At 73.7% G+C, this 26,352-nt stretch carries 27 protein-coding genes and 1 tRNA gene; 19 read left to right on the forward strand and 9 right to left on the reverse strand.

What is annotated here, in order from left to right; genetic code table 11:
* Positions 1-9 precede the first annotated feature (9 nt).
* From ACI78T_RS09120 to ACI78T_RS09130, 3 genes are all read left to right on the forward strand, one after another.
* A complete protein-coding gene (locus ACI78T_RS09120) occupies positions 10-480 on the forward strand; it encodes a universal stress protein (protein WP_456557776.1) in 471 nt (156 codons plus the stop codon).
* Positions 481-495: 15 nt separating this feature from the next.
* On the forward strand, positions 496-1,560 hold the full coding sequence (locus ACI78T_RS09125; protein WP_456557777.1) for an adenylate/guanylate cyclase domain-containing protein: 1,065 nt from the start codon (positions 496-498) through the stop codon (positions 1,558-1,560).
* Positions 1,561-1,655: 95 nt separating this feature from the next.
* On the forward strand, positions 1,656-3,293 hold the full coding sequence (locus ACI78T_RS09130; protein ID WP_456557778.1) for an ABC-F family ATP-binding cassette domain-containing protein: 1,638 nt from the start codon (positions 1,656-1,658) through the stop codon (positions 3,291-3,293).
* Here the strand turns inward: ACI78T_RS09130 and ACI78T_RS09135 are convergent.
* The 5 genes from ACI78T_RS09135 to ACI78T_RS09155 are packed head-to-tail and all read right to left on the reverse strand — an operon-like array spanning position 3,280 to position 7,237.
* Positions 3,280-3,654 (reverse strand): hypothetical protein, encoded by a 375-nt coding sequence (locus ACI78T_RS09135; protein WP_456557779.1) that lies wholly within the window; start codon positions 3,652-3,654, stop codon positions 3,280-3,282. The genes ACI78T_RS09130 and ACI78T_RS09135 overlap by 14 nt on opposite strands.
* Before the next feature lie 57 nt (positions 3,655-3,711).
* Positions 3,712-4,254, reverse strand: coding sequence for an N-acetyltransferase family protein (locus ACI78T_RS09140; RefSeq protein WP_456557780.1), 543 nt, complete (start codon positions 4,252-4,254; stop codon positions 3,712-3,714).
* A gap of 1 nt (position 4,255) precedes the next feature.
* Entirely contained in the window at positions 4,256-5,377 is a 1,122-nt protein-coding gene (locus tag ACI78T_RS09145; protein ID WP_456557781.1) for an alpha/beta fold hydrolase, read from the reverse strand.
* Positions 5,298-5,738, reverse strand: a complete 441-nt coding sequence (locus ACI78T_RS09150) for a hypothetical protein (RefSeq protein WP_456557782.1) — start codon at positions 5,736-5,738, stop codon at positions 5,298-5,300. Before ACI78T_RS09150 ends, ACI78T_RS09145 begins: the two co-directional genes overlap by 80 nt.
* On the reverse strand, positions 5,735-7,237 hold the full coding sequence (locus ACI78T_RS09155; protein WP_456557783.1) for a long-chain-fatty-acid--CoA ligase: 1,503 nt from the start codon (positions 7,235-7,237) through the stop codon (positions 5,735-5,737). The genes ACI78T_RS09150 and ACI78T_RS09155 overlap by 4 nt, the downstream gene beginning before the upstream one ends.
* Positions 7,238-7,355: 118 nt before the next feature.
* Here ACI78T_RS09155 and ACI78T_RS09160 point away from each other — a divergent pair, with 118 nt between their 5' ends.
* The gene (locus ACI78T_RS09160) at positions 7,356-8,126 is read left to right on the forward strand and encodes an SDR family NAD(P)-dependent oxidoreductase (RefSeq protein WP_456557784.1); all 771 of its coding nucleotides are present in this window, start codon (positions 7,356-7,358) and stop codon (positions 8,124-8,126) included.
* A 4-nt stretch (positions 8,127-8,130) separates the two neighbouring features.
* Here ACI78T_RS09160 and ACI78T_RS09165 read toward each other — a convergent pair whose 3' ends face one another.
* Positions 8,131-9,018: an alpha/beta fold hydrolase gene (locus ACI78T_RS09165; RefSeq protein WP_456557785.1), complete on the reverse strand. Its 888-nt coding sequence runs from the start codon at positions 9,016-9,018 to the stop codon at positions 8,131-8,133.
* Positions 9,019-9,134: 116 nt separating this feature from the next.
* Between ACI78T_RS09165 and ACI78T_RS09170 the strand changes: the two genes are divergently transcribed.
* Positions 9,135-9,542 (forward strand): RidA family protein, encoded by a 408-nt coding sequence (locus ACI78T_RS09170; protein ID WP_456557786.1) that lies wholly within the window; start codon positions 9,135-9,137, stop codon positions 9,540-9,542.
* Positions 9,543-9,561: 19 nt separating this feature from the next.
* Here the strand turns inward: ACI78T_RS09170 and ACI78T_RS09175 are convergent.
* The 3 genes from ACI78T_RS09175 to ACI78T_RS09185 all read right to left on the reverse strand — a co-directional run bounded on the left by ACI78T_RS09175 (position 9,562) and on the right by ACI78T_RS09185 (position 11,244).
* A tRNA-Arg gene (locus ACI78T_RS09175) sits at positions 9,562-9,633 on the reverse strand.
* A 70-nt stretch (positions 9,634-9,703) separates the two neighbouring features.
* On the reverse strand, positions 9,704-10,405 hold the full coding sequence (locus tag ACI78T_RS09180; protein ID WP_456557787.1) for a DUF305 domain-containing protein: 702 nt from the start codon (positions 10,403-10,405) through the stop codon (positions 9,704-9,706).
* The gene (locus ACI78T_RS09185) at positions 10,405-11,244 is read right to left on the reverse strand and encodes a DUF3105 domain-containing protein (protein WP_456557788.1); all 840 of its coding nucleotides are present in this window, start codon (positions 11,242-11,244) and stop codon (positions 10,405-10,407) included. The genes ACI78T_RS09180 and ACI78T_RS09185 overlap by 1 nt, the downstream gene beginning before the upstream one ends.
* A 181-nt stretch (positions 11,245-11,425) precedes the next feature.
* Here ACI78T_RS09185 and argS point away from each other — a divergent pair, with 181 nt between their 5' ends.
* From argS to atpB, 14 genes are all read left to right on the forward strand, one after another.
* Positions 11,426-13,087: an arginine--tRNA ligase gene (gene argS, locus ACI78T_RS09190; RefSeq protein WP_456557789.1), complete on the forward strand. Its 1,662-nt coding sequence runs from the start codon at positions 11,426-11,428 to the stop codon at positions 13,085-13,087.
* Entirely contained in the window at positions 13,084-14,577 is a 1,494-nt protein-coding gene (lysA, locus tag ACI78T_RS09195) for a diaminopimelate decarboxylase (protein WP_456557790.1), read from the forward strand. The genes argS and lysA overlap by 4 nt, the downstream gene beginning before the upstream one ends.
* Positions 14,574-15,878 (forward strand): homoserine dehydrogenase, encoded by a 1,305-nt coding sequence (locus ACI78T_RS09200; RefSeq protein ID WP_456557791.1) that lies wholly within the window; start codon positions 14,574-14,576, stop codon positions 15,876-15,878. The genes lysA and ACI78T_RS09200 overlap by 4 nt, the downstream gene beginning before the upstream one ends.
* The gene (gene thrC / locus ACI78T_RS09205; protein ID WP_456557792.1) at positions 15,875-16,951 is read left to right on the forward strand and encodes a threonine synthase; all 1,077 of its coding nucleotides are present in this window, start codon (positions 15,875-15,877) and stop codon (positions 16,949-16,951) included. The genes ACI78T_RS09200 and thrC overlap by 4 nt, the downstream gene beginning before the upstream one ends.
* Positions 16,948-17,859 (forward strand): homoserine kinase, encoded by a 912-nt coding sequence (thrB, locus tag ACI78T_RS09210; RefSeq protein WP_456557793.1) that lies wholly within the window; start codon positions 16,948-16,950, stop codon positions 17,857-17,859. Before thrC ends, thrB begins: the two co-directional genes overlap by 4 nt.
* 243 nt (positions 17,860-18,102) lie before the next feature.
* Positions 18,103-20,202 (forward strand): transcription termination factor Rho, encoded by a 2,100-nt coding sequence (gene rho / locus ACI78T_RS09215; protein WP_456557794.1) that lies wholly within the window; start codon positions 18,103-18,105, stop codon positions 20,200-20,202.
* A gap of 128 nt (positions 20,203-20,330) precedes the next feature.
* A complete protein-coding gene (gene rpmE / locus ACI78T_RS09220; RefSeq protein ID WP_116452668.1) occupies positions 20,331-20,564 on the forward strand; it encodes a 50S ribosomal protein L31 in 234 nt (77 codons plus the stop codon).
* An 89-nt stretch (positions 20,565-20,653) separates the two neighbouring features.
* A complete protein-coding gene (prfA, locus tag ACI78T_RS09225; protein ID WP_456557795.1) occupies positions 20,654-21,730 on the forward strand; it encodes a peptide chain release factor 1 in 1,077 nt (358 codons plus the stop codon).
* 17 nt (positions 21,731-21,747) lie between these two features.
* Entirely contained in the window at positions 21,748-22,602 is an 855-nt protein-coding gene (prmC, locus tag ACI78T_RS09230; RefSeq protein WP_456557796.1) for a peptide chain release factor N(5)-glutamine methyltransferase, read from the forward strand.
* A 27-nt stretch (positions 22,603-22,629) separates the two neighbouring features.
* A complete protein-coding gene (locus ACI78T_RS09235) occupies positions 22,630-23,271 on the forward strand; it encodes an L-threonylcarbamoyladenylate synthase (protein ID WP_456557797.1) in 642 nt (213 codons plus the stop codon).
* 147 nt (positions 23,272-23,418) lie between these two features.
* The gene (locus ACI78T_RS09240) at positions 23,419-24,672 is read left to right on the forward strand and encodes a glycosyltransferase family 4 protein (protein ID WP_456557798.1); all 1,254 of its coding nucleotides are present in this window, start codon (positions 23,419-23,421) and stop codon (positions 24,670-24,672) included.
* On the forward strand, positions 24,669-25,160 hold the full coding sequence (locus tag ACI78T_RS09245; protein WP_456557799.1) for a hypothetical protein: 492 nt from the start codon (positions 24,669-24,671) through the stop codon (positions 25,158-25,160). Before ACI78T_RS09240 ends, ACI78T_RS09245 begins: the two co-directional genes overlap by 4 nt.
* Positions 25,161-25,176: 16 nt before the next feature.
* Positions 25,177-25,521 carry an AtpZ/AtpI family protein gene (locus ACI78T_RS09250; RefSeq protein WP_456557800.1) on the forward strand — a complete coding sequence of 115 codons (345 nt, stop codon included), beginning with the start codon at positions 25,177-25,179 and terminating at the stop codon, positions 25,519-25,521.
* A complete protein-coding gene (gene atpB, locus ACI78T_RS09255; protein WP_456557801.1) occupies positions 25,518-26,348 on the forward strand; it encodes a F0F1 ATP synthase subunit A in 831 nt (276 codons plus the stop codon). The genes ACI78T_RS09250 and atpB overlap by 4 nt, the downstream gene beginning before the upstream one ends.
* Positions 26,349-26,352: the final 4 nt, after the last annotated feature.

The raw sequence follows: 26,352 nt of genomic DNA on the forward strand, positions 1-26,352 counted from the left end.
GTCCCCGCCGTGAGCGAGACCTCGAGCGCCTACCGGACGATCGTCGTCGGGACCGACGGGTCGGAGTCCTCCCTCCGCGCCGTCGCGCGGGCCGGTGCCGTGGCCGGCGCCTCCGGTGCCACGCTGGTCATCGCCTGCGCCTACCTGCCGACCGAGGCCGACGACCGCGAGCTGTCGCGCGCCCAGGACGCCCTCGGGGAGGACGCCTACCAGGTCGTCGGCTCGCACCCCGCCGAGGACACCGTGCGCACCGCCGCCGAGCGGGCGGGCGCCGCGGGCGCGAAGAACGTGAAGACCGTCGCCGTCCAGGGATCGCCGGTGGAGGCACTGCTCGACGTCGTCCGCCGGGAGGACGCCGATCTGCTGGTGGTCGGCAACCGGGGGCTGGCCGGCATCAAGGGACGGCTGCTCGGCTCGGTGCCCGCCGACGCGACCCGCCGGTCGCAGGTCGACGTGCTCGTCGTGCACACCACCGGCTGAGGTCGATCGAGGCGCATGGACGACGCGGGGGAGGCGCCGGGCCCGGACGCCCGGGAGGCGCTCGAGCGGCTGCTGCTCGACGGACCGCGCCGCTACACGCGGCTCCAGGTGGCCGAGATGGCCGGCATGCCCCCCGAGCGCACGCAGCGGCTGTGGCGGGCCCTGGGGTTCCCCGACGCCGCCGACGACGACCCGGCGTTCACCGACGCCGACGTCGAGGCCCTGGGCGTGCTCTCGTCCATGATCGAGTCCGGGTTCGTCGGACCCGACACCGAGGCCTCGATCGCGCGCGCCATGGGCCAGGCGCTGTCGCGCCTGGCCGACTGGCAGACCGACATGCTGGCCGATGCCCTCGCCCGCGCCGGGGGTGACGACGACCGGCCGACGGCGTCGGTCGACGAGGCCATCGACGCCGCCCGGCTGCTGCTGCCCAGGCTCCGCCAGGTCCAGGACTACGTGTGGCGGCGGCACCTGGCCGCGAACGCCGACCGGCTGCTGGCCGCGACGGGCACCGGCGACCGCCGCGAGCTGGCCGTGGGCTTCGCCGACCTCGTCGGCTACACCTCGCGCAGCCGCGGCATGGGCGGGCGGGAGCTCGGGGCCATGGTGGAGGACTTCGAGAGCATCGCCGCCGAGGTCATCGCCCGCCACCACGGCCGGGTCGTCAAGACCGTGGGGGACGGCGTCCTGTTCACCGCGGGCAGCGCCATCGACGCCGTCGAGATCGGGCTGTCGCTGCCGGTGGCGTGGAACGCCGACGAGCGCCCGCCGCTGCGGGTCGGGGCGGCCTACGGAGCCGTCCTGACCCGGCTCGGCGACGTCTACTCGCCGGTGGTGAACCTGGCCAGCCGGCTCACGTCGCTGGCGCGCCCGGGCACGATGCTGGTCGACCGCGACCTCGCCGAGTGGCTGCGCGAGCACCCTGCCTACAAGGTCCGCCCGCTGCGGCGGGTCTCCGTCCGCGGGTACGACCACCTCCAGCCGTGGCTCGTCCGGCGGCGCCCCTCGGGCGACGACACGGCCGACGGGGACGGCTACGACGAGGACGCCTTCGACCCGGACGGCGAAAACGGCGGGTGAACCCCCCAGCGGCTCGGCTATCGTCGGGTCGTGCTCTCGCTGCGGTAGTCGCCGATCCCGTCCGGCCCTCTCGTACCGCCTAGGAGCAACCCCCCATGAGTGCCACCCTCGTCGCGCGCGGCCTCTCCGCCGGCCACGGCGCCCGCGTCCTCTTCTCCGGTCTCGACCTCGTCGTGGCCCCCGGTGACGTCGTCGGGCTCGTCGGCGTCAACGGCGCGGGCAAGTCGACGCTGCTGCGCATCCTCGCCGGCGAGCTCCCGGCCGAGGCAGGCTCGCTCGTCGTCAGCCCGCCGACCGCCACCCTCGGTTACCTGCCGCAGGAGCACGAGCGCCGGGAGGGGGAGACCGTCCTCGCCGCGCTCGCCCGGCGCACCGGCGTCGCGGCCGCGCAGGCGGCCCTGGACGCGGCCACCGACGACCTGGCCGCCGGCCGCCCCGGCGCCGACGACGCCTACGGCGACGCCCTCGAGCAGTGGCTCGCGCTCGGCGGCGCCGATCTCGAGGACCGTGCCGCGGAGGTCGTCGCCGAGGTGGCGCCCGGCGTAGCCCTCGACGCCGCGACCGCCGGCCTGTCCGGTGGCCAGGCGGCCCGCGTGGGTCTGGCCGCGCTGCTGCTCTCGCGCTACGACGTCCTGCTGCTCGACGAGCCGACCAACGACCTCGACCTGGCCGCGCTGGACCAGCTGGAGCGGTTCGTCACCGGGGCGCGGGCGGGCATCGTCGTCGTCAGCCACGACCGCGAGTTCCTCAGCCGCACCGTGACCCGCGTGGTCGAGCTCGACCTCGCCCAGCAGCTCGTGCGCGTGGTGGACGGCGGCTACGAGGCGTACCTGACCGAGCGGGAGGTCGCCCGGCGGCACGCGCGCGAGGAGTACGAGGAGTACGCCGAGACCAAGGCAGGGCTCGAGGCCCGGGCACGGATGCAGCGCAACTGGCTGGCCAAGGGCGTCCGCGACTCGATCAAGAAGGCCACCGACGGCGACAAGCACGTCAAGAACCACCACCGCGCCACCTCGGAGAAGCAGGGCGCCAAGGCCAAGCAGACCGAGCGGATGATCGAGCGCCTCGAGGTCGTCCAGGAGCCCCGCAAGGAGTGGGAGCTGCGGATGGAGATCGCCGCGGCCCCCCGCGCCGGCGCCGTGGTGGCCACCCTCCGCGGCGCCGTGGTCCGGCGGGGCGGCTTCACGCTCGGCCCGGTCGACCTGCAGGTCGACTGGGGCGACCGGGTCGCGATCACCGGCGCCAACGGCTCGGGGAAGTCGACCCTGCTCGCGGCGCTGCTCGGCCGGGTGCCGCTGGAGGAGGGCAGCGCGTCCCTGGGGCCCGCGGTGCAGATCGGCGAGATCGAGCAGGCGCGCAGCCGGTTCTTCGGGGCCGAGCAGCTGCTGGACGCGTTCTCCGCCGAGGTGCCCGACTGGCCGACGTCCGAGGTGCGCACGCTCCTGGCCAAGTTCGGGCTCACGGCCGAGCACGTGCTGCGGCCCGCGGCCACGCTCTCACCGGGCGAGCGCACCCGCGCGGGGCTGGCGCTGCTGCAGGCGCGCGGGATCAACGTGCTGGTGCTCGACGAGCCGACCAACCACCTCGACCTGCCGGCGATCGAGCAGCTGGAGCAGGCGCTCGCCGCCTACCCGGGCACGCTGCTGCTGGTCACCCACGACCGCCGGATGCTCGACGCCGTGCACACCACGCGCCGGCTCGAGGTCGTCGACGGGCAGGTCACGGAGCGCTGAGCGGGGCGGGCTGGACCACCCAGTCGACGTGCTCCACCGGCGGGAGGGGCAACGGGTCCCCGTAGGAGTGCACCTCGAGCAGGGACAACCGTCCGGCGTCCAGGAACAGGAGCAGGCCGCCGACCTCCTCACCCGAAGCGTCCCGGATGACCCCTTCAGCGGGCACGGGACTCCCCGCCGTCGACGCCGGCGACGACGGAGCCGGGAGGAGGTCGATGCTCCCGCAACCGCAGGTGTAGCCCGGCCCCGCACGCACCTGCTCCACCTGCTCGCGGAGCTCCGCGACGCCCTCGAAGTCCTGCGCGAGGAGGCCGTCGAGCAGCGCCCGCTCGCCAGGCTTCAGCTCTCGTGGACGTGGCATGGCGGCGACCGTATCGCCGGGTCTCCCTAGCGACGTCTCATTTCCGCAGGCACGACGTCAGCCGCCGGCGGAGCTCAGCTCGTCGGCGATGCCGACGGTGTCCATCCCCGCCCACGTCTCGTTCACGTGGTGGGCGAGCACCATGAGGTCGCGCAGCTCGCCGTTCCGGTCGCGGATGTGGTCGCGCAGCAGCGCCTCGCCGCTGAACCCGAGGTCGGTGAACAGCGCCAGCGCCGCGCCCTGCTCGGCGACGACCTCCACCACCAGCTTGGACAGGCCGGAGGAGACCGCCTCGGTCAGGGCGCGCCGGGCCAGCGTGCGGCCCAGCCCGCTGCCGCGGCTGGCGGGCGAGACGACCAGCCGCACCTCGCCGACGTGATCGGACCAGCCCGGTAGCGGCCGGACGGCGACGTAGCCGGTCACCTCGTCTCCGTCGACGGCGATCCACCGCCCTCCGGACGAGGTCTCGGTGGCCCAGGAGCGCACCGTCTCCGGATCGGTGACCTCCTCCTTGATGAAGGTGACGTCGCCCTCGGGCAGGGACGCGAAGAACGCCAGCAGGGCGTCGCACCGCTCGGGTCCGAGCTGCTCGATCTCCACCTCAGGCCTCCTGCGCCGCGTCGGCGTCGATCGGGTCGCTCCGGCGGCGGACGAAGTCGATGATCGTGGGCACCGTCGTCTTCGCGGCCGTGCGCCCCACGACCAGGCCCATGTGCCCGGCGTCCAGGCAGAGCTCGTGCTTGTCCGGCGAGCCGACGAGGTCGATCAGCGGCGCGGTCGCGTCCGGCGGGACGATGTGGTCGCGGTTGGCCCGCACAGTGAGGAATGGGACCTGTATGTCGGCCAGGTGCACCGGGTCGCCGCCGACGGTGAGCCGGTCGGTGAGCATGCCGTTGTTCCGCACCAGCATCTCGGCGGTCTCGCGGGCCGCGGCGCCGGGGAACGGCACGTGGTCGTCCGACCAGCCCGTCATCGCCTGGTAGGACGCGACGTACTCGTCGTTCCAGAGCCGCTCCCACAGGGTCACGTAGCGGCTGACCTCCGCCGTCGGCGTCAGCGTCCGGAAGCCCTGCACGACCACCGACGGCGGCACGTTGCCGTCCTCGCCGAGGACCGATCCGACGTCCATCCCGCCCACGCTGAAGATGTCGGCCAGCGGCCCCATGTGCCGGAAGTCGACCGGCGTCGCGAGCACGGTGAGGCTGCGCAGCGGCGCGTCGGGGTGGTGGGCGGCGTACAGCAGGGCCAGGTCACCGCCGAAGCAGTAGCCGAAGAGGTTCACCTCGTCCGCGCCGGAGAGCTCCATGACCCGGTCGATGCCGGCGGGGATGTAGTCGTCGACGTAGTCCTCGAGCCGGTTCTCCGCGTCCCGCTCGTCGGGCTCGCCCCAGTCGAGCATGTAGACGTCGAAGCCCGCCCTGAGCAGCTGCTCGACGAAGCTGTTGCCGGGCGTCAGGTCGAGGATGTAGCTGCGGCTGATCAGGCTGAAGACCAGCAGCAGCGGCGGCTCGTACCGGACGCCGCCGTAGGTCTCCGGGTCGTTGCGGTAGTGCCACAGCTGCGTGCGGCCGCGCTGCCAGACGACCTCCTTGGGGGTCTGGCCGACGCCGGGTCGGTCGACACCGGCGACGAGCTTGATGCCGTTACGGGCGCGCAGGGCGTTGCGCTCGACGTCGCGCCGGACGCGGTCGAGCACCGTCTGCGGGCTGGGCACCGTCGGCATCGCTGTCCTCCGTCGACGTCGTGGGCAGGGACCGCGCGCCGGCCGAGCGGCGCCGCTCCTGCTCCAGCTGGATGGTCAGGCGCCGCACCTCGCGGTCGAGCGCCCCGATCTGCGTGCGCAGCCGGCGGACGTCGGTGCCCGCCGGCAGGTTGAGCAGGTGCCACGCGCGGGCGCTGAGGCCCTGGGCCGACCGGCCGGCCAGCATCCGGGCGCGTCGCGCCAGGGCCACCCCGAGCGAGAAGTACTCGGTGCGGACGAGTTGCTCCGCCCGCGGGGCGACCGCGCGCTCGGCCGCGTCGTACGCCTGCCGCCACAGCGGCGGAGCGGGCGCGGGCTTCTTCGGTCGGGCGGGTTCGCTCACCGCTGGCCCACCTGCTCGGGCACCTCGACGGCGCGGCGGAGGATCTTCCCCGTCGGGCCCTTGGGCAGGGAGTCCACCAGCCACAGGTGCCGCGGGTACTTGTAGGCGGCGACGCGCGCCTTGACGAACTCGCGCAGCTCGTCGACCTCGGCCGAGGCGCCGGGCTTCAGCGCGACCGCCGCGGCCACCTCCTCACCGAGCTCGGGGTGCGCGACGCCGACGCAGGCGACCTCGGCGACCGCCGGGTGCTCGTAGAGCGCTTCCTCGATCTCGCGCGGGTACACGTTGTAGCCGCCGCGGATGATCATCTCCTTCTTGCGGTCGACGATGAAGAAGTAGCCGTCGTCGTCCTGGCGGGCGAGGTCACCGGTGCGGAACCAGCCGTCCGGGATCGCCTTGGCCGTCTCCTCGGGCTTGCCCCAGTAGCCCTTCATCACGTTCTCGCCGCGGATGGCGATCTCGCCGACCTCCCCGACGGCGACGTCCTCGCCGTCGTCGTCGACCAGCCGCATCTCGACGCCGGCGATCGGCGTCCCGATGGAACCGGGCTTCCGCTCGGCGTGCGGGTGGTTGAAGGACGCCACCGGCGAGGTCTCGGACAGTCCGTAGCCCTCGAGGATGACGCAGCCGAACTTCTCCTCGAAAGCCCGCATGATCTCCACCGGCATGGCCGAGCCGCCGGAGACGCACAGCCGCAGGCTGCTGACGTCCTGGGTGCCCGCGGCGGGGGAGTGCAGCATCGCGGCGAACATCGTGGGCACGCCGTCGAAGATCGTGACCTTGTCGCGGGCGATGACCGACAGCGCCTTGGTGCCGTCGAAGCGCGGGATGAGGGTGAGCGTCGAGCCCTTGAGGACGGCGGTGTTGAGCCCGCAGGTGAGCCCGAAGACGTGGAACAGCGGCAGGCAGCCCATGATCACGTCGTCGGCGGTGTTCTCGGCGAGCGTGTCGGCGGTCGTCCGCGCGTTGCCCGCCATGTTGGCGTAGGTGAGCTCGGCGCCCTTCGGCTGCCCGGTCGTGCCCGACGTGTAGAGGATGACCGCGAGGTCGTCGTCGGCCCGCTCGACCGCCCCGTCCACCGGCTCCCCGTCCATCAGCTCCTCGGGGAGGGCCGGACCGACGCTCACCGCGTCGATGCCGACGCCGCCGGCGGCCTCGACGACGGCCGCGTCCGAGCCGGAGAGGGCCACGACGACCCGGGCCCCGGAGTCGCGCAGGTAGTACTCGACCTCTCGCGCCTTGAGCAGGGGGTTCATCGGCACCACGGCCGCGCCGGCGAGCAGCGCCCCGTAGAAGACGACGGGGAAGGAGAGGACGTTGGGCAGCACCATGCCGACGCGGTCGCCCGGCTGGACCCCGCGGGCCTCCAGCGCTCCGGCCACCGCCAGGGAGGCGTCCCGGAACTGGCCGTAGGTGAGCGTGGCGTCGTCCATCGTCAGCGCCGGGTGCTCGGCGTGCTCCGCGGCGGTCTCCAGCAGGTTCTGCGCCAGGTTGGTCACGGTGGTTCCTCCCCCTCGAGGTCCGGGTTCGCGCCCTACCCGCCCGGGAGGTGACCTACCCCACGATGTGGCTACCGTGCGGGGGACGCCCGAGACCCGACGACAGGAGCTGACTCCGGTGGCAGACCGCACGATCCTTGACATGTTCCGGCTCGACGGCCGGGTGGCGATCGTGACGGGAGCGTCCTCCGGCCTCGGGGCGGTGTTCGCCCGCACGCTGGCCGAGGCCGGTGCCGACGTGGTGCTCGGGGCGCGGCGGGCCGACCGGCTTGCCGAGACGCAGAGCGCGGTCGAGGCGGCCGGCCGCCGCGCGATCTCCGTCCGCACCGACGTCGCCGTGCCCGAGGACTGCCAGGGCCTCGTGGACGCCGCGATGGCCGAGTTCGGCCGCGTGGACGTGCTGGTGAACAACGCCGGCATCGGTACCGCGGTGCCGGCCACCCGCGAGACCCCGGAGCAGTTCCGGCAGGTCGTCGACGTCAACCTCAACGGCTGCTACTGGATGGCGCAGGCGTGCGCGCGGGTCATGCAGCCGGGCAGCTCGATCGTGAACATCTCCAGCGTGCTGGGGCTGACGACGGCGGGTCTGCCGCAGGCGGCCTACGCGGCGACCAAGGCGGGCTTGATCGGGCTGACCCGGGACCTCGCCCAGCAGTGGACCGGGCGGAAGGGCATCCGGGTCAACGCGCTGGCGCCGGGCTTCTTCGAGTCGGAGATGACCGACCAGTACCCCGAGGGCTACATCGAGTCGCAGCTCGCCCGCGTGCTGGTGGGCCGCAAGGGCGACCCGGACGAGCTGGCCGCCGCGCTGGTCTTCCTGGTCAGCGACGCCGGCGGCTACGTCACCGGCACCACCATCCCGGTCGAGGGCGGGATGCTGACCAGCTGAGCGGTCAGCCCGCCCGGGCGATCAGCGCGCTGATCCGGTCGAGGATCTCCGGCCACATCGCCCGGGGCAGGTCGTGACCCATGCCGTCGACGAGGAAGAGCTCGGCGCCGGGGACGGCGGCGGCCGTGGCCTTGCCGCCGCTGACGTCGACCAGCGTGTCCTGCGACCCGTGGATCACGAGGGTCGGGACGGCGACCTTCGCCAGGTCGGGCGTGCGGTCGTGCGTGGTCAGGATCGCGGCGAGCTGGCGGGCCACACCGGCCGGGTCGTGCGCCCGGTCGAACGACAGCCCCGCGCGGTCGCGGAGCGCCGCCTCGTCGAACTCGAAACCGGGGGAGCCGATCACCCGGTAGGTGTCGATGACCCGCTGGATCGCGCCCTCGCGGTCGGTGGCGGCGGGTGCCAGCAGGACCGGCAGGGCGACCTCGGCGGGCGCACCGACGCCGGGCTCGCCGGTCGTGGACATGATCGAGGTGAGGCTGCGGACGCGCTCGGGTGCCTGGATCGCGACGAGCTGGGCGATCATGCCGCCCATCGAGGCGCCGACCAGGTGCACGCTGTCGAGCGCGAGGGCGTCGAGCAGACCGATCGTGTCGTTCGCCAGGTCGGGCAGCCCGTAGGCGGCCGTCGAGGCGTCGCCGCCGAACATCGCCATGATGTCCGGCGCACCGGCGCTGTGCAGGTGCGTCGACAGGCCGATGTCGCGGTTGTCGAAGCGGACGACGAAGTGGCCGCGGCCTGCCAGGTCGGCGCAGAACTCGTCCGGCCAGCCGATCATCTGGGTGGCCAGCCCCATGACGAGCAGGACCGGCGGATCGCCGGCGTCGCCGAAGGTCTCGTAGGCGATCTCGAGCTCGCCCACCCGTGCCCGCTGGATGCCACTCGTCTGCATGCGCGCGGACGCTAGCCGAGCCGCTCCGGCCGTTCGGCACGGCCCCGGACTGTCGGACCCGGCGGCCACACTCCCGGCCACCGCCATCGGGGCGGTGAAGACCCCAGGAGGTCCCCGTGCCGGTCGAGCTGATCAACCCCGACGGACTGCCGACGTCCGACGCCTACGTCCAGGTGGGCGTCGCCACCGGCTCCCGGACCGTCTACGTGTCCGGGCAGGTGGCGCGCACCGCCGACGGGCAGCCGGTGGGCGCCGGCGACCTCGCCGCGCAGGTGGAGCAGGCCTACCTGAACCTGCACACCGCGCTGGCCGCGGCAGGCGCGGGCTTCGACGACCTGGCGAAGGTGAACGTCTACGTCGTCGGCTGGGACGACTCCAGCCTGCCGGCCCTGATGGACGGCGCCGGTCGGGTGGCCGCACGGCTGGGGAGCTTCCCGATCCGGCCGATGACGCTCGTCGGTGTCACGGCCCTGACCGAACCGGACCTGCTGGTCGAGGTCGAGGCGGTGGCGGTGCTGCCCTGAGGCGGGCTGTCCGGCGGAGTGCCCCCGGCAGGATTCGAACCTGCGCACCCGCCTCCGGAGGGCGGTGCTCTATCCCCTGAGCTACGGGGGCTCGTGGTGGTGGGGCGCTGGAGAAGTTACCAGCCCGGGGAACCGCTCCGGAGAGCGGGCCCGAGGTCGGCTCAGGGCGCGGGCAGCGGGGTGCCGCCCCGCGCGGTGAGCATGTCGGTCATCGTCCCGGTCTCCGCCGTCTGGGTCTGCGCGATGGTGTCGGCGAGCTCACGGACGGCCCGCTCCTGGGCGTGCTCGGCGGCGTACTCGGCCATGTCCTTGCCGCCCTGGTGGTGCCGGATCATCAGCCGCAGGAACTCCACGTCGAACGGGGTGCCCGACAGCTGGCGGAGGTTCGCCAGCTCCTCCTCCGTCGCCATGCCCGGCATCAGGCCGCCGTCCATGCCCGCCATGTCGTGGCTGTGGCCCCCCGACTCCGACATCCACGCCATCGTGTCGCCGCCGGTGGTGGGCAGGCCCCAGAGCGCCAGCCAGCCCTGCATCCGGCCGGCCTGGTTGGTCTGCGTGGCGGAGATGTCGAAGGCCAGCTGCCGCACCTCCGGGTCCTGGCTGCGCTCGGCGACCAGGTTGGCCATCTCGACGCCCTGCAGGTGGTGGCGCGCCATGTCGCGCGAGAAGCCGGCGTCCACCGAGTCCACGGTCGGGTCCGCCGTGCGGCCGATGCCCAGTGCCACGGCGAGGCCGCCGCCGAGGAGCACGAGGCCGATCGCGATGACCGCCAGGAGCGTGGTCCGCAGCGGGCTGCGGCGAGCGGGTCGGCCGTCGGTCACGTCGTCCACCTCCTCGGCGTGCGGCATCACGGGCGCGGTCATCAGGGGGCAGTGGTCTCCGACGTCGGGGCCTCCGTCGGCTCCGTGGCGGCCGGCTCGGTCGTCGTCGGCTCGGCCGACGGCGTCGGCGTGGTGGGCATGTCGCTCTCGCCGATCGGCGTGCTCGCGTCGCCCTCGACGAGCGGGCTGGCGGCGAACGCCGGGTTCTCGCAGCTGGCGCCCGGCTCGGGGAACTCACCGGTGCGGAGGGTGAGGAAGTCGGCGAACTGCTCGATGCGGATGTCGTCGGCCGAGTCGACCTTCAGCTGGTGGTTCCACGACTGGAGGCTGATGGGGGAGTCCAGCCCGGCGTAGGGCGACAGCATCCGGCCGTTCTCGCCCTCGACCAGGTCGGCGAGCTTCGCGACGTCGTCGTCGGACACCTCGTCGGGGTTGTAGGTGATCCAGACCGCGCCGTGCTCGAGCCCGTGCACCGCGTTCTCGTGGCGGATGTCGACGTCGTAGACGGTGCCGGTGCAGTCGGCCCAGTTCCCGTCGTGCGGCCCGCCGACCGGCGGGTCCTCGGTGTAGTCGACCTCGGTGGTGACGTGGTCCTGGCCGGCCGCGTAGTCGAAGGTCTGGACGCCGTCGATCTCGTCGATCGACTCGACCTCGTTCTCCTTGGACTTGTTCACCTGCACCACGGCGTAGGTGATGACCGCGGCCGCGAACACCACGACGGCGAGCGCCGCGGCGATCAGGCCCCAGGGCCGCTGCGGGGCGACGACGTTGGCCGCGGGCCGGTTGCGCCCGCCCGAGGCGGAGGACCCGCCCCTGCCGGCGGAACCGCCCTTCCCGGCAGACCTGCCGGTGCCGGTCGCGGGCTTGCGGTCCTTGGCCAAGGCCTCTCCTCGATGCTGGGGTGCGGGTGCTCGCGGGCGCGGGAGGACGCCCCCGTGGACAGGTGCCGGTCCCGCGCCCGTGCGAGTCTAGGTGCGCTCCCTGTGCGGTCCCTGGGAACGTGGGGTTCCTGGGGGAAGGCGGGTGGACGGGGCCGGGGAGACCGGTCAGTACGCTCGTGCGGTGACACCTGAGCAGCTGCGTGACGTCGTCCGGACCGTCGTGGCCGCGGCCGTCGGCCGCGGCGCGCTCGCGGTCGAGGTGCCCGACGAGGTCCTCGTGGAGCGCCCGAAGAACCGGGCTCACGGCGACTACGCCACCAACGTCGCGCTCCGGCTCGCCAAGGCGGCGGGCCGGCCGCCGCGCGAGATCGCCGGCCTGCTGGCCACCGACCTCGCCGCGCAGCCGGGGATCGCGGCCGTCGACGTCGCCGGCCCGGGCTTCCTCAACATCACCCTCGCCCAGGGCGCGCTCGGGCAGATCGCCGTCCAGGCCGTCACGGCCGGGGCCGCCTACGGGCGGACCGAGGTGCTGGCGGGGCAGAAGATCAACCTCGAGTTCGTGTCGGCGAACCCGACCGGCCCGGTGACCCTCGGCTCGACCCGGTGGGCCGCGGTCGGCGACGCGCTCGCGCGGCTGCTGGAGGCCAGCGGCGCCGACGTCAGCCGCGAGTACTACGTCAACGACGCCGGCGCCCAGATCGAGCGCTTCGGCCGCAGCCTGCAGGCCGTGGCGCTCGGCCGGCCGGTTCCCGAGGACGGGTACCAGGGCGACTACGTCGAGACGGTGGCCCAGCAGGTGGTCGCCGCGGAGCCGGGCCTGCTCGACCGGCCCGAGAACGAGCAGCTCGCCGTCTTCGCCGACCGCGGGGTCGCCGCCATGGTCGCCGACATCCGGGCCACCCTCGACGGCTTCGGCGTCCACTTCGACACGTTCTTCTCGGAGCGGACGCTGCACGAGTCCGGGGCGCTGGAGAAGGCGGTCGCCACGCTGCGGGAGCAGGGGCACGTCTTCGAGGCCGACGGCGCCGTGTGGCTGCGCACCACCGACTTCGGCGACGACAAGGACCGGGTGCTGGTCAAGGCCGACGGCGAGCCCACCTACTTCGCCGCCGACTGCGCCTACTACCTGGACAAGCGCGCCCGCGGCTTCGACCGGGTCGTGATCCTGCTCGGCGCCGACCACTCCGGCTACGTCGGCAGGTACAAGGCGCTGGTCGCGGCGTCGGGTGACGACCCGGCCACGCACCTGGAGATCCAGATCGGCCAGCTGGTGAACCTGGTCAAGGACGGCGAGCCCGTCCGCATGAGCAAGCGCAAGGGCAACTTCGTGCTGCTCACCGACCTCGTCGACGCCGTGGGGGTCGACGCAGCCCGGTACGCCCTGGCGCGGGCGTCGGTGGACCAGCAGATCGACATCGACGCCGACCTGTGGAGCCGGCAGACCAACGACAACCCGGTCTTCTACGTCCAGTACGCGCACGCCCGGATCTCCTCGGTGCTCCGCAACGCCGCCGACCTCGGGCTGACCCTGGGCGAGGCCGGCGACGTCGACGTCACCCAGCTGGCCCACGAGCGGGAGAGCGACCTGCTGCGCGCCATCGGCGAGTTCCCGCGGGTGCTCTCCGCCGCCGCCGAGCTGCGGGCCGCGCACCGGGTGGCCCGCTACCTCGAGGAGCTGGCCGGCACCTACCACCGGTTCTACGACTCCTGCCGGGTCCTGCCCCGCGGCGACGAGGAGGCGACCCCGTTGACGACGGCGCGGCTGTGGCTGTGCGCGGCCACCGCGACGGTGCTGCGCAACGGCCTCGACGTCCTCGGCGTGAGCGCACCGGAGCGGATGTGAGGGCGCACCCGGCGGGGCCGCTGCACGGGAACATCCAGCAGCCCACCGCCGCCGGCGCGCCGCCGAGCGATCTCGGCGCCCTCGACCCGCACGTCTGGCCCCGGACCGCGCAGCGGGTCGACGGCGAGCTGCACCTGGGCGGCCGCCCGGTCACCGAGCTGGCCCGCGAGCACGGCACCCCGCTGTTCGTCCTGGACGAGGCCGACTTCCGCGGCCGGGCGGCGGACTTCGCGTCGGCCTTCGACGACGCCGACGTCCACTACGCCTCGAAGGCGTTCCTCTGCGGGCAGGTGGCCCGCTGGATCGCCGACGACGGCCTGCACCTGGACGCCTGCAGCGGCAACGAGCTCTCCCTGGCCCTGGCCGCCGGCTTCCCGGCCGAGCGGATCGCCCTGCACGGCAACAACAAGTCGCTGGTGGAGCTGCAGCTGGCGGTCGACTCCGGGATCGGGCACGTCGTGCTCGACTCCTTCGACGAGATCGAGCGGCTCGTCCCGCTCGCCGAGGCGCGCGTCGCCGCAGGCGGCACCCCCGTGCCGGTCCTGATCCGCGCGACCGTCGGCATCGAGGCGCACACCCACGAGTTCATCGCCACCGCGCACGAGGACCAGAAGTTCGGCTTCTCGCTCGCCACCGGCGACGCGCTCACCGCCGCCGTCCGGGTCATCCGCGAGCCGGCCCTCGAGCTCACCGGGCTGCACAGCCACATCGGCTCGCAGATCTTCGACACCGCCGGGTTCGAGGCGGCCGCGCACCGCGTGGTCGGGCTCCTCGCCCAGGTCCAGCAGGCCACCGGGCAGCTCCTCGGCGAGCTCAACCTCGGCGGTGGCTTCGGCATCGCCTACCTCGCCGAGGACGACCCGGTCACCCCGGACGACGTCGCGGCGCGGCTGCGGGCGGTCGTGGCGGCCGAGTGCGCGGCGCTCGGGCTGCCGGTGCCCCGCCTGGCGGTGGAGCCCGGTCGCGCCATCGCCGGACCCGGCACGGTGACCCTGTACGAGATCGGGACCATCAAGCCCGTGCGGCTCGGCGCCAGCGGCGCTCCCGGCACCCCGCTGGTGCGCAACTACGTCTCGGTCGACGGCGGGATGAGCGACAACATCCGCACCGCGCTCTACGACGCCAGCTACACCTGCGTCCTCGCCAACCGGACCTCCGACGCCCCGCCCGCGCTCTGCCGGGTGGTCGGCAAGCACTGCGAGAGCGGCGACATCCTTGTCCGCGACCTGTGGCTGCCGTCGGACGTCCAGCCGGGGGACCTGCTCGCGGTCGCCGCGACCGGCGCCTACTGCTGGTCGATGGCCAGCAACTACAACTACCTGCTCAAGCCGCCGGTCGTCGCGGTCCGGGACGGCGCCGCGACCGAGATCGTCCGGCGGCAGACACTGTCCGACGTGTTCGCGCTGGACGCCGTCCTCGCCGACCGGCCCGCGCCCTCGCCGGCGCCGTCCCAGCCGGCGCCGGAGCACCCCGTGGGAGCCCGCCCGTGACCACCGCCACCTCTGCACCCCTGAAGGTCGCCCTCCTCGGCTGCGGCACGGTCGGGAGCGCCGTGCTGCGGCTGATCGAGGAGCAGGCCGACGACCTCGCGGCGCGCATCGGCCGCCCGGTCGAGGTGGCCGGCATCGCGGTCCGGCGGCCGGCCCACCACCCCGACGTCCCGCAACACCTGCTCACCACCGACGGGCAGGCGCTGGTCACCCGCGACGACGTCGACCTCGTCGTCGAGGTGATCGGCGGCATCGAGCCGGCCCGCACGCTCATCCTCGGCGCGCTCGAGGCGGGCAAGTCGGTGGTCAGCGCCAACAAGGCGCTGCTGGCCGACGACGGCCCGCAGCTGCACGCCACCGCCGCCAAGTTCGGCGTCGACCTGTACTACGAGGCTGCGGTGGCCGGCGCGATCCCGCTGCTGCGGCCGCTGCGCGAGTCACTGGCCGGCGACCAGCTCCGCCGGGTGGTCGGCATCGTCAACGGGACGACGAACTACATCCTGTCCCGGATGGCGGAGACCGGCGCCGGCTTCGCCGAGGCCCTCGCCGAGGCCACCGAGCTCGGGTACGCCGAGGCCGACCCGACGGCCGACGTCGACGGGTTCGACGCCGCCGCCAAGGCCGCGATCCTCGCCTCCCTGGCCTTCCACACGCCGGTGTCGGCCGCCGACGTCTACCGAGAGGGGATCTCCGCGGTGTCGGCCACCGACGTGGCCCGCGCCGCCGAGATCGGCTGCACGGTCAAGCTGCTGGCCATCTGCGAGCGCGTGGCGAACGGCACCGGCGACTCGGTGGCCGTCCGCGTGCACCCCGCGATGATCCCGACCACCCACCCGCTCGCGTCTGTCGGCGGTGCCTTCAACGCCGTCTTCGTCGAGGCCGAGGCGGCCGGCCAGCTGATGTTCTACGGCCAGGGCGCCGGGGGAGAGCCCACCGCCAGCGCGGTGCTCGGCGATCTCGTCGCCGTCGCGCGCAACCGGATCGCGGGCGCCTCCGGGCAGGGGCCGACCGGCTACGCGAACCTGGACGTGCGGCCGATCGCCGAGACCCCGACCCGCTACCACGTGAGCCTCGACGTGGCCGACAAGCCGGGCGTCCTGGCGACCGTCGCTCAGGAGTTCGCGCGGCACGAGGTCAGCATCGCGACCGTCCGGCAGAACGGGCACGGCGACGCCGCCACGCTGGTCATCGTCACGCACAGCGCCCCCGACGCGGCGCTGTCTGCCACGATCGCCGCGCTGCGGGACATGCCCGCCGTCCGGGCCGTGACCAGCGTGCTGCGCGTGGAGGGGTTGTCATGAGCATCTCGCCGACGACTGTGTCGCCCGGCTGGCCGGGTCTGATCGAGGCCTACCGCTCGCGGTTGCCGGTCAGCGACGACACTCCGGTGATCACCCTGCAGGAGGGCGCGACCCCGCTGCTGCCGGCGCCCGAGCTGTCCCGGCGGACCGGCTGCGAGGTGTTCCTCAAGGTCGAGGGCGCCAACCCGACGGGGTCGTTCAAGGACCGCGGCATGACGATGGCCATCACCAAGGCCGTCGAGGAGGGTTCGAAGGCGGTCATCTGCGCCTCGACCGGCAACACCAGCGCCAGCGCCGCCGCCTACGCGGCCCGCGCCGGTCTCACCTGCGCCGTCCTCGTGCCGCAGGGCAAGATCGCGATGGGCAAGCTGGCCCAGGCACTGGTGCACGGGGCCCAGCTGCTGCAGGTCGAGGGCAACTTCGACGACTGCCTCGCGCTGGCCAGCAAGCTGGCGATCGACTACCCGGTCAGCCTGGTCAACAGCGTCAACCAGTTCCGCATCGAGGGCCAGAAGACGGCGTCGTTCGAGATCGTCGACGTCCTCGGCGACGCCCCCGACATCCACTGCCTGCCGGTCGGGAACGCGGGCAACATCACGGCCTACTGGCAGGGCTACCGCGAGTACGCCGCCGACGGCACCGCCACCCGGACCCCGCGGATGTGGGGGTTCCAGGCCGCCGGCGCCGCGCCGATCGTCTCCGGGAAGGTCGTGGAGAACCCGAGCACGATCGCGACGGCGATCAGGATCGGGAACCCGGCGTCCTGGACCAAGGCGCTCGCCGCCCGCGACGAGTCCGGCGGGCGCATCGACGCCGTCACCGACCGCGCGATCCTGTCGGCGTACCGGCTGCTCGCGCGCAGCGAGGCGGTCTTCGTCGAGCCGGCGTCGGCGGCGTCGGTCGCCGGGCTGCTGCAGGTGGCGGCGGCCGGGGAGCTCGAGCCGGGGCAGCGCGTCGTCTGCACCGTCACGGGCAACGGGCTCAAGGACCCGGAGTGGGCCATCTCCGGCGCGCCGGCACCCGTGACGATCCCGGTCGACGCCGCCGCGGCGGCCGCCCAGCTCGGCCTGTGAGCGCCGTCCGCGTCAGGGTCCCCGCCACCAGCGCGAACCTCGGTCCGGCGTTCGACTGCGCCGGGCTGGCCCTCACCCGGCACGACCACCTCGAGTTCGAGGTCACCGGTTCCGGGCTGGAGGTGGCGATCTCCGGCGTCGGCGCCGGGGAGCTGCCCACCGACGAGTCGCACCTCGTGGTCCGGGCCTTCCGCGCGGCCTGCGCGGAGCTCGGCTGGTCGCCGTCGGGTCTGCGCGTCGTCGCCGAGAACGCGATCCCGCAGGGGCGGGGGATGGGCTCCTCGGCCGCGGCCGTCGTCGCCGGCGTCGTCGCCGCCTGGGCGCTGTGCCCCCACGTCGAGAAGGTCGACGACGACGCGGTCCTGCGGCTGACCACCGAGCTCGAGGGGCACCCCGACAACGTCGCCGCCTGCCTGCTCGGTGGCGCGACCTTGTCGTGGATGACTCCCGGTGGCGCCCGTGCGGCCCGCCTCGACGTGGCGCCCGCCGTCGCACCCGTCGTCCTCGTGCCCGGCGAGACGCTGTCGACGCACGTCGCCCGCGGGCTGCTGCCGGCGACCGTCCCGCACGCCGACGCCGCGCACGCGGCCGGCCGGGCCGCCCTTCTGGTGCACGCGCTGACCCGCGAGCCGGCGCTGCTGCTCGATGCGACCGAGGACCGGCTGCACCAGCGGCAGCGGACCGCGGCCATGCCGGAGTCGCTGGCGCTCGTCGACCGGCTGCGCGAGCGCGGCCTCGCGGCGGTGGTCTCCGGTGCCGGACCCAGCGTGCTCGCCCTGACCACCGGCGCGGCCGACCTCGCGACCGTCCGCGACCTGGGCGCGGAAGGGTGGTCGGTGCTCCCGCTGGCCGTCGACGCCGATGGGGCCCGAATTCTCCATGGGAACTCGCAGGTATCGTCTCGGTAACGAGGAACACACTGGAACCCACCGGTGTTGTCGAGTCCGTGAGCTGCGTCTAGGCTCACGGCGTAGCCGCCCACCTCGGGCGAGCCTCGCGCGGGGCCGAAGCAGACGAACTCTTCGCCGCTGATCCGCCTCGCATCTTTTCGACCCGTTCCCTTCTGCGTTCCCGCCCCCGGGCCGGACCTCCAGGGGCCGGGGGACCCCTGCGCCGGTAGGCGCAGGTTCACCGCAGGGAAGGACCTGTACGTGAGTGAAACCACCGACCTCGTCGTGAACGGCGCGCAGGACGCCGCCGTCCCGACCGAGGCGACTGCCGCTTCTGGGACGACGGGCAGCTCCCGTCGCCGCGGCAACGGACTGTCCGGGATGCTGCTGCCCGAGCTGCAGCGGCTCGCCGGCGAGCTCGGCATCTCCGGCACGGGCCGGATGCGCAAGGGCGACCTCGTCGCCGCCATCTCCGCCCGCCAGGTGGGTGCCGGCGCCGCGAACGGCGCCCCCGCCGACAGCCCCGCCACCGGCACCCCCGCCGAGAGCACCCCTGCTGGCACCACGGCGTCCACCGGCGGTGCCCCCGAGGCCCGCGGCGTCGCCGCCTCCTCGGCCCCGCTCGAGGCTCCCGTCAGCGGCGGCGCCAACAGCGGCCCGCTGACCGGCGCGACCGAGGGCACCCGTCCCGTCCGCACCCGCCGCGGCGCGAGCCGTCCGGCCGGCTCCCCGGCCGCCGACGTCGCGCCGGCCGCCGACGCGGCCCCGGCTCCGGAGACCGCCGCGCCCACGACGGACGCCCCGGCCGACGGCGACCAGCGGACCGACGACGACCGCCCGCAGCGCAACCGCGACCGCAACCGCACCCGCGGCGACCGTGACGGTTCCCCCCGCGAGGGCGGCAACCGGGACGGCGGCAACCGTGACGGCGGCACCGCCCGCGACGGCGGCAACCGCGACCGTGACGGCGGCAACCGCGACCGTGACGGCGGCAACCGCGACGGCAACCGCGGTCCCGACCGCGGCGAGCGCAACGACCGCGGTGGCCGACCGGACAACCGGAACGACAACCGCACCGACGGTCGCGGCCCCGCCAACGACGAGGACGACGACGACTTCGAGGGTGGCCGCGGCCGCCGCGGGCGCCGCTACCGCGACCGCAACAAGCGCGGCGGCGGTGGCCGGGAGCGCTTCGACCAGGGCGAGCCCACCGTCAGCGAGGACGACGTGCTGCTGCCCGTCGCCGGCATCCTCGACGTCCTCGACAACTACGCCTTCGTCCGGACGTCGGGCTACCTGACCGGCCCGAACGACGTCTACGTGTCGCTGTCCCAGGTGCGTCGCTACGGCCTGCGCCGCGGTGACGCCATCACCGGCGCCGTCCGCCAGCCCCGCGAGGGCGAGCGCAAGGACAAGTACAACGCGCTGGTCCGGCTCGACACCGTCAACGGCCTCGACCCCGAGCAGGCCAAGCGCCGGCCGGAGTTCACCAAGCTGACGCCGCTCTACCCCCAGGAGCGGCTGCGCCTGGAGACCGAGGCGCACGTGCTGACCACCCGGGTCATCGACCTGGTCATGCCGATCGGCAAGGGCCAGCGCGCGCTCATCGTCTCGCCGCCCAAGGCCGGCAAGACGATGGTGCTGCAGTCGCTCGCGAACGCGATCACGACGAACAACCCCGAGTGCCACCTCATGGTCGTCCTCGTCGACGAGCGGCCCGAGGAGGTCACCGACATGCAGCGCTCGGTGAAGGGCGAGGTCATCGCCTCGACCTTCGACCGGCCGCCGTCGGACCACACCACCGTCGCGGAGTTGTCCATCGAGCGGGCCAAGCGCCTGGTCGAGATGGGCCACGACGTCGTCGTCCTGCTGGACTCGATCACCCGCCTGGGCCGCGCCTACAACCTGGCGGCCCCCGCCAGCGGGCGCATCCTCTCCGGTGGTGTCGACTCCACGGCGCTCTACCCGCCGAAGCGCTTTCTCGGGGCCGCCCGCAACATCGAGAACGGCGGCTCGCTGACGATCATCGCCTCGGCCCTGGTCGAGACCGGCTCCACCATGGACACGGTCATCTTCGAGGAGTTCAAGGGCACCGGTAACGCCGAGATCAAGCTCGACCGCCGCCTGGCGGACAAGCGGGTCTTCCCCGCGGTCGACGTGAACGCGTCGGGCACCCGCAAGGAGGAGATCCTGATGAACGCCGACGAGCTGGCGATCGTGATCAAGCTCCGCCGGGTGCTCGCGGCCCTCGAGCCGCAGCAGGCGCTGGAGCTGCTCCTGGACAAGCTGAAGAAGACGCGCAACAACGTCGAGTTCCTCATGCAGATCCAGAAGACGACGCTGGGCCCGGACAAGGACTGAGCCCCGGGCGGCCGGCCGGTCTCCCGATCTGGGAGACTGGTCGGCCGAGCCCCGCTGTGCGCCGGAATAACCACCGGCCGCCGGCGTTCCACCACCTGAACGACCAAGACTTCCGCAGAAGAGGCGATATGAAGCCCGACATCCACCCGGCCTACAACGTCACCACCGTGACCTGCGGCTGCGGCAACACGTTCCAGACCCGCAGCACCTCGCCGACCGGTCAGCTGACCGTCGAGGTCTGCTCGGCCTGCCACCCCTTCTACACCGGCAAGCAGAAGATCCTGGACACCGGTGGCCGCGTCGCCCGCTTCGAGAAGCGGTTCGGCAAGCGCGCCGCTGCCGGGGCCGACGCCGGCAAGTAGCTCGTCCGACGGCGCCCGTGCCGCTCCTCCTCCGAGGGGCGGGGCGGGCGCCGTTCGCATGTCCGCACCCGCCGTCCCGAGGAACTCCCATGACCAGCACCGAGGCGCAGCCCGACCGGCTGGCGGACCTGCTCGCCGAGCACGCGTCCCTGGAGCAGGAGCTCGCCGACCCCGACGTCCACGCCGACCAGTCCCGTGCCCGGCGGCTGGGGCGCCGCTACGCGCAGCTGGCCCCGCTCGTGGAGACGTCGCGAGCTCTGGAGGAGGCGCGGGGCGACCTGGCCACCGCCCGCGAGCTCGCCGGGGAGGACGCGTCCTTCGCCGCCGAGGCCCGGTCGCTGGAGGCCCGGGTGGAGGAGCTGTCCGCCCGGTTGCGCGAGCAGCTGCTGCCCAAGGACCCGGACGATGACAAGGACGTGATCCTCGAGATCAAGGCGGGGGAGGGCGGCGCCGAGTCGGCGCTGTTCGCCGGCGACCTGCTGCGGATGTACCTGCGCTACGCCGAGCGGCGCGGCTGGTCGACCGAGGTGCTCGACGCCGTCGACGCCGAACTGGGCGGGTACAAGGACGTCGCCGTCGCCATCAAGTCCCGCACGGACGAGGGCATCTGGTCGCGCCTGAAGTTCGAGGGCGGGGTGCACAGGGTCCAGCGGGTGCCGGTCACCGAGTCGCAGGGGCGGATCCACACCTCCGCCGCCGGCGTCCTGGTGCTGCCCGAGGCGGAGGACGTCGACGTCCAGGTCGACCCGAACGACCTGCGCATCGACGTGTTCCGGTCGTCCGGGCCGGGCGGGCAGAGCGTGAACACCACCGACTCCGCGGTCCGCATCACGCACCTGCCCACCGGCATCGTGGTCAGCTCGCAGAACGAGAAGAGCCAGCTGCAGAACAAGGAGTCGGCGCTGCGCGTGCTGCGCTCCCGGCTGCTGGCCGCCGCGCGCGAGGAGGCCGAGGCCGCCGCCAGCGACCAGCGCCGCAGCCAGGTGCGGACGATGGACCGCAGCGAGCGGGTGCGCACCTACAACTTCCCGGAGAACCGGATCGCCGACCACCGGGTCGGCTACAAGGCGCACAACCTCGACCAGGTCATCGACGGCGACCTCGACGCGGTCATCGACGCGCTGGTCAGCGCGCACACCGCCGAGCTGCTGGCGGCCGGGTCGTAGGGGCGGGTCGGTCGGGGATGAACTGCAGAGCGCTGCTGACCGGTGCCGCCCGGCGGCTCGGCGACGCCGGGGTGGAGTCCCCCCGGGTGGACGCCGAGCTGCTGCTCGCCCACGTCCTCGCCGCCCCTCGTGCCCGCCTGCTCACCCTCGACGAGGTCGGCGACGACGACGCCGCCCGCTTCGAGACGCTCGTCGAGCAGCGCGCCGACCGCGTGCCGCTGCAGCACCTCACCGGCCGGGCGCCGTTCCGCCACCTGGAGCTGGCGGTCGGCCCGGGGGTGTTCGTGCCGCGGCCGGAGACCGAGCAGCTCGCCGGCTGGGCGCTGGACCGGCTGGCGGGCGCCGACGGCGCGATCGTCGTCGACCTCGGGAGCGGCTCCGGTGCCCTGGCGCTGTCCATCGCGAACGAGCACCCCGGCGCGCGGGTGACCGCGGTCGAGCGGGACCCCGGCGCCATCGCCTGGACCCGGCACAACGCCATGGCGCGGGTGGGCGCGGGGGACACGCCCGTCGGCGTCGTCCAGGGCGACATGACCGACCCGTCGCTGCTCACCGAGCTCGACGGGCGGGTGACCGTGGTGGTGTCCAACCCGCCGTACGTCCCGGACGACGCCGTGCTGCCGCGGGAGGTCGCCGACCACGACCCGCCGCTCGCCCTGTGGGGCGGGCCGGACGGGCTCGACGTCGTCCGCGGGATGCTGACCGTCGCCGCGCGGCTGCTGCACCCGGGCGGGTGGCTCGGCATCGAGCACGCCGACCAGCAGGGCGTGGCCCTGCCGGCGGTGGTGCGGGCGCACGGCGGCTTCACCGACGTCGAGGACCACCCCGACCTCGCCGGACGACCCCGCTTCACCACCGCCCGCAGGCTCTGAACGGGGGCTGGGGGAGACTCCCTGCTCGTGGCTGACCTCTTCGACTGCACCGACCCGGAGCAGCGCGCGGCCGGGCTGGACGCCGCGGCCGCCGCCATCGCCCGCGGCGAGCTGGTGCTGCTGCCGACCGACACCGTCTACGGGGTGGCCGCCGACGCCTTCACCCCGGCTGCCGTGACCGGCCTGCTCGCCGCGAAGAACCGGGGACGGACCATGCCCGTCCCCGTGCTCATCGGCGAGGCGTCGACGCTCGCCGGCCTCGTCGTGAACCTGCCGCCGGTGGCGAACGACCTCGCGCAGGCGTTCTGGCCCGGTGGCCTCACCCTCGTGCTCGAGCACGCGCCTTCGCTGGCCTGGGACCTGGGTGACGCCGAGGGGACCGTGGCCGTCCGGCTCCCCGACGACGAGATCGCCCGCGACCTGCTCCGGCGGACGGGGCCGCTGGCCGTCTCCAGCGCCAACCGCTCCGGCCGGCCCGCCGCGACGACGGTGGCCGAGGCGGTCGAGCAGCTCGGGAGCCACGCCGCGGTCGCCCTCGACGGCGGCTCGCGCGCCGGATCGGCCGCCAGCACCATCGTCGACTGCACCGGGCCGGTCCCGCGCGTGCTGCGCGTCGGCGCGATCCCCGTGGAGCGCCTCCGGGACGTCGTCCCCGCGATCACCGACTGAGTAAGGACTCCGTCCTCCCCACGCTTCGCAGGCTCAGCGCGGGCCCCGGGACGGGGCCGACGTCAGGCATTACCGTGGTTGCACCGCCGCGCGCCCGCACGGCGTCGCGGGCAGCCGCATCGATCCGATCGAGTGGGGGTCCGACCCGTGCGCGAGTACGCCGTCGTGCTCCTCACCGCCGCGCTGGTCACCTTCCTGACCACCCCGGTGGTGCGGATGCTCGCCATCCGCGCGCGGATGATGGCGGCTCCCCGCGAGCGCGACGTCCACGTCATCCCGACCCCCCGCGGTGGCGGCGTCGCGATGTACCTCGGGGTCGCCGCGGCGATCCTCGTCGCCACCCGGCTGCCGGCGCTGCAGCGGACGTTCGATGACTCCCAGACGTTCGCCGTGCTCGTCGCGGGCGGGCTGATCTGCCTGCTCGGCGTCCTCGACGACCGCTGGGGGCTCGACGCCCTGACGAAGCTGACCGGTCAGATCGCCGCGGCCGGCGTCCTCGTCCTGCTCGGCGTCCAGCTCGCCTTCCTGTTCCTGCCGGTCGCCGACATCGGCACCATCTCGCTCGGCCCCGACATCGGGGTGCCGCTCACGATCCTGCTCACCGTCGCCACGGTGAACGCGCTGAACTTCATCGACGGCCTCGACGGCCTCGCCGCCGGGGTGTCCGGCATCGCGGCGCTGGCCTTCTTCGCCTACAGCTACCACCTCGGGATGGTCGGCTACGACGACGTCGCGAGCGCCCCCGCCCTGATCACGGCGGTGCTGGCCGGCGCGTGCATCGGCTTCCTGCCGCACAACTTCAGCCCGGCCCGGATCTTCATGGGCGACTCCGGCTCGATGCTGGTCGGCCTGATGCTGTCCGCAGCGGCGGTGACGGCGACCGGGGGAGTGGACCCGCAGTCGTTCGACTCCGCCGCCAGCCTGCTCCCGCTGGCGCTGCCGCTGCTCGTGCCGATCGCGATCCTGTTCATCCCCTTCGTCGACCTGCTGATGGCGGTCGTGCGACGCACGCGCAAGGGTCAGTCGCCGTTCTCGCCGGACAAGATGCACCTGCACCACCGGCTGCTCTCGATCGGCCACTCGCACCGCCGCGCGGTGCTGGTCATGTACTTCTGGGCCGCGCTGCTCTCCTTCGGCGCGGTGGGCCTGTCCATCACCGGCGGCCAGGCCGAGCTCCTCGTCGCCATCGCCGTCCTGCTCGTCGTGGGCGTGGTCGTCGTCCTCAGCCCCCGGGCCCGGCGGGCGGCCCGTGAGGCGCGGGCCGCGGAGCTCGCCGCCCAGCGCGAGCGCAGCCGGGCCGAGCACCCGACCGCGCGTGCGACGCGGGGCCAGGCGGCCGCGCAGCGCCCCCGCACCGGGCCGGAGCAGCGTGCCGCCGGCGCCGGGCAGGTGCTCCGGTGAGCGCCCCCGCCGCGCGGCCGCCGCGCAGCGACGCCCCGTGGGACATCTCCTTCCTGCGGCCGGGCCTGCTCGTCACCGCGGCCGCGGCCGCCGTCGCCGCTCCGGTGGCGGGCGTCGTCGGCGGCTGGGGGAGCGCCGTGGCGGTGCTGGCCGGCGCGGCGGTCGTGGCTGCCTTCTTCTGCGTCTCCGCCGTGGTGATCGCGTGGGCGGGCCGGATCGACGACGCGTTCGCGCTGCCCGCCGCCCTGGGAACCTTCCTGGTCAAGGCACTGGTGCTGTTCGCCGTGCTGGGTTCGCTGCCCGAGGACGGCTGGCTGGACCGGCTGACCCTGGCGTGGACCGTCATCGCCGCGGCGCTGCTCTGGAGCGCCGTCCAGGTCCGGTGGGTGTGGACCCGTCAGCTGTACTACGTCCCCCCGCCCGCGCCCCCCTCGCGAGCCCCCGAGCACCCCCGGACGGACCCGGAAAAGCCCGCGTCACGCGGCTGAGATAGTGTCCGGAGCGATGGCCGAGGACAGCCCTGCTCGCGGGGACTCTCGACCTCGATCCACCGAACCGACCGACCGTCAGCCCAGCGGGGCGGACATCGGCTGGGGGATCACCGGGACGATGCTCTCGGGGATCATCGTGTGGGGCGGGGTCGGGCTGCTGCTCGACCGGTGGTGGGAGACACGCTTCCTCGCCTTGGTCGGCGTGATCCTCGGTCTCGGAACGGCCATCTACCTGGTGGTCGTCAAGTACGGGGCCATCGACCAGCCTCCGGCAGGTCGCCGGCCCACGCGCACGAACCCGGGTGGGCAGCGGAGCCGGCCACGGACGCAAGGCCCGACGCAGAAGGGACAACGGTGACCTCCAGCGCCATCGCGCTCGACACTGCGCTCGGCAGCGTGCTCGCAGCCAACGGGGAGGGCTTCGAGGCTCCGACGGTCGAGGAGTTCTACCCGGAGCCGATCGCGTCGTTCGACCTCTTCGGCATCGCGTTCGAGATCACCCGCATCACGCTGATCATGTGGGTCGCCACGGCGCTGATGATCTGGCTGATGGTCGCGGCGGTCCGCAAGGCCTCGATCGTGCCGGGCAAGCTGCAGTTCCTCGGCGAGAGCGGCTACTCCCTCGTCCGCGACGGCATGGCGCGCGACGTCATCGGCCCCAAGGGCCTCCCGTTCGCCCCGTTCCTGGCCTCGCTCTTCTTCTTCATCCTCGCGAACAACGCGATGTCGATCATCCCGTTCGCGCAGATCTCCCCGATGTCGAAGTTCGCGTTCCCGCTGGTCCTCGCCGTCATCGTGTGGATCGTCTACAACTGGGTCGGCATCCGCGAGCAGGGCGCCGGGCGCTACTTCAAGGACGCCGCGGTGCCCCCGGGCGTGCCCATCGGCGCGCTGATCCTGGTGACGCCGATCGAGCTGCTCCAGGTCTTCATCATCCGGCCGTTCACCCTCGCGGTCCGGCTCTTCGCCAACATGTTCGCCGGCCACATGCTGCTGGCGGTCTTCTCGCTCGGCACGGTCTACCTGCTCACCGTCGGCAACTTCTCGGTGATCTTCGCGCCCTTCTCGTTCCTCATGGCGCTGGCCATGACGTTCTTCGAGCTGCTGGTGATCGTGCTGCAGGCCTACGTCTTCACCGTCCTGACGGCCACCTACCTCAACGGCGCCGTCGAACCCGCCCACTGACCGC

Source organism: Blastococcus sp. SYSU D00922 (assembly GCF_054050495.1).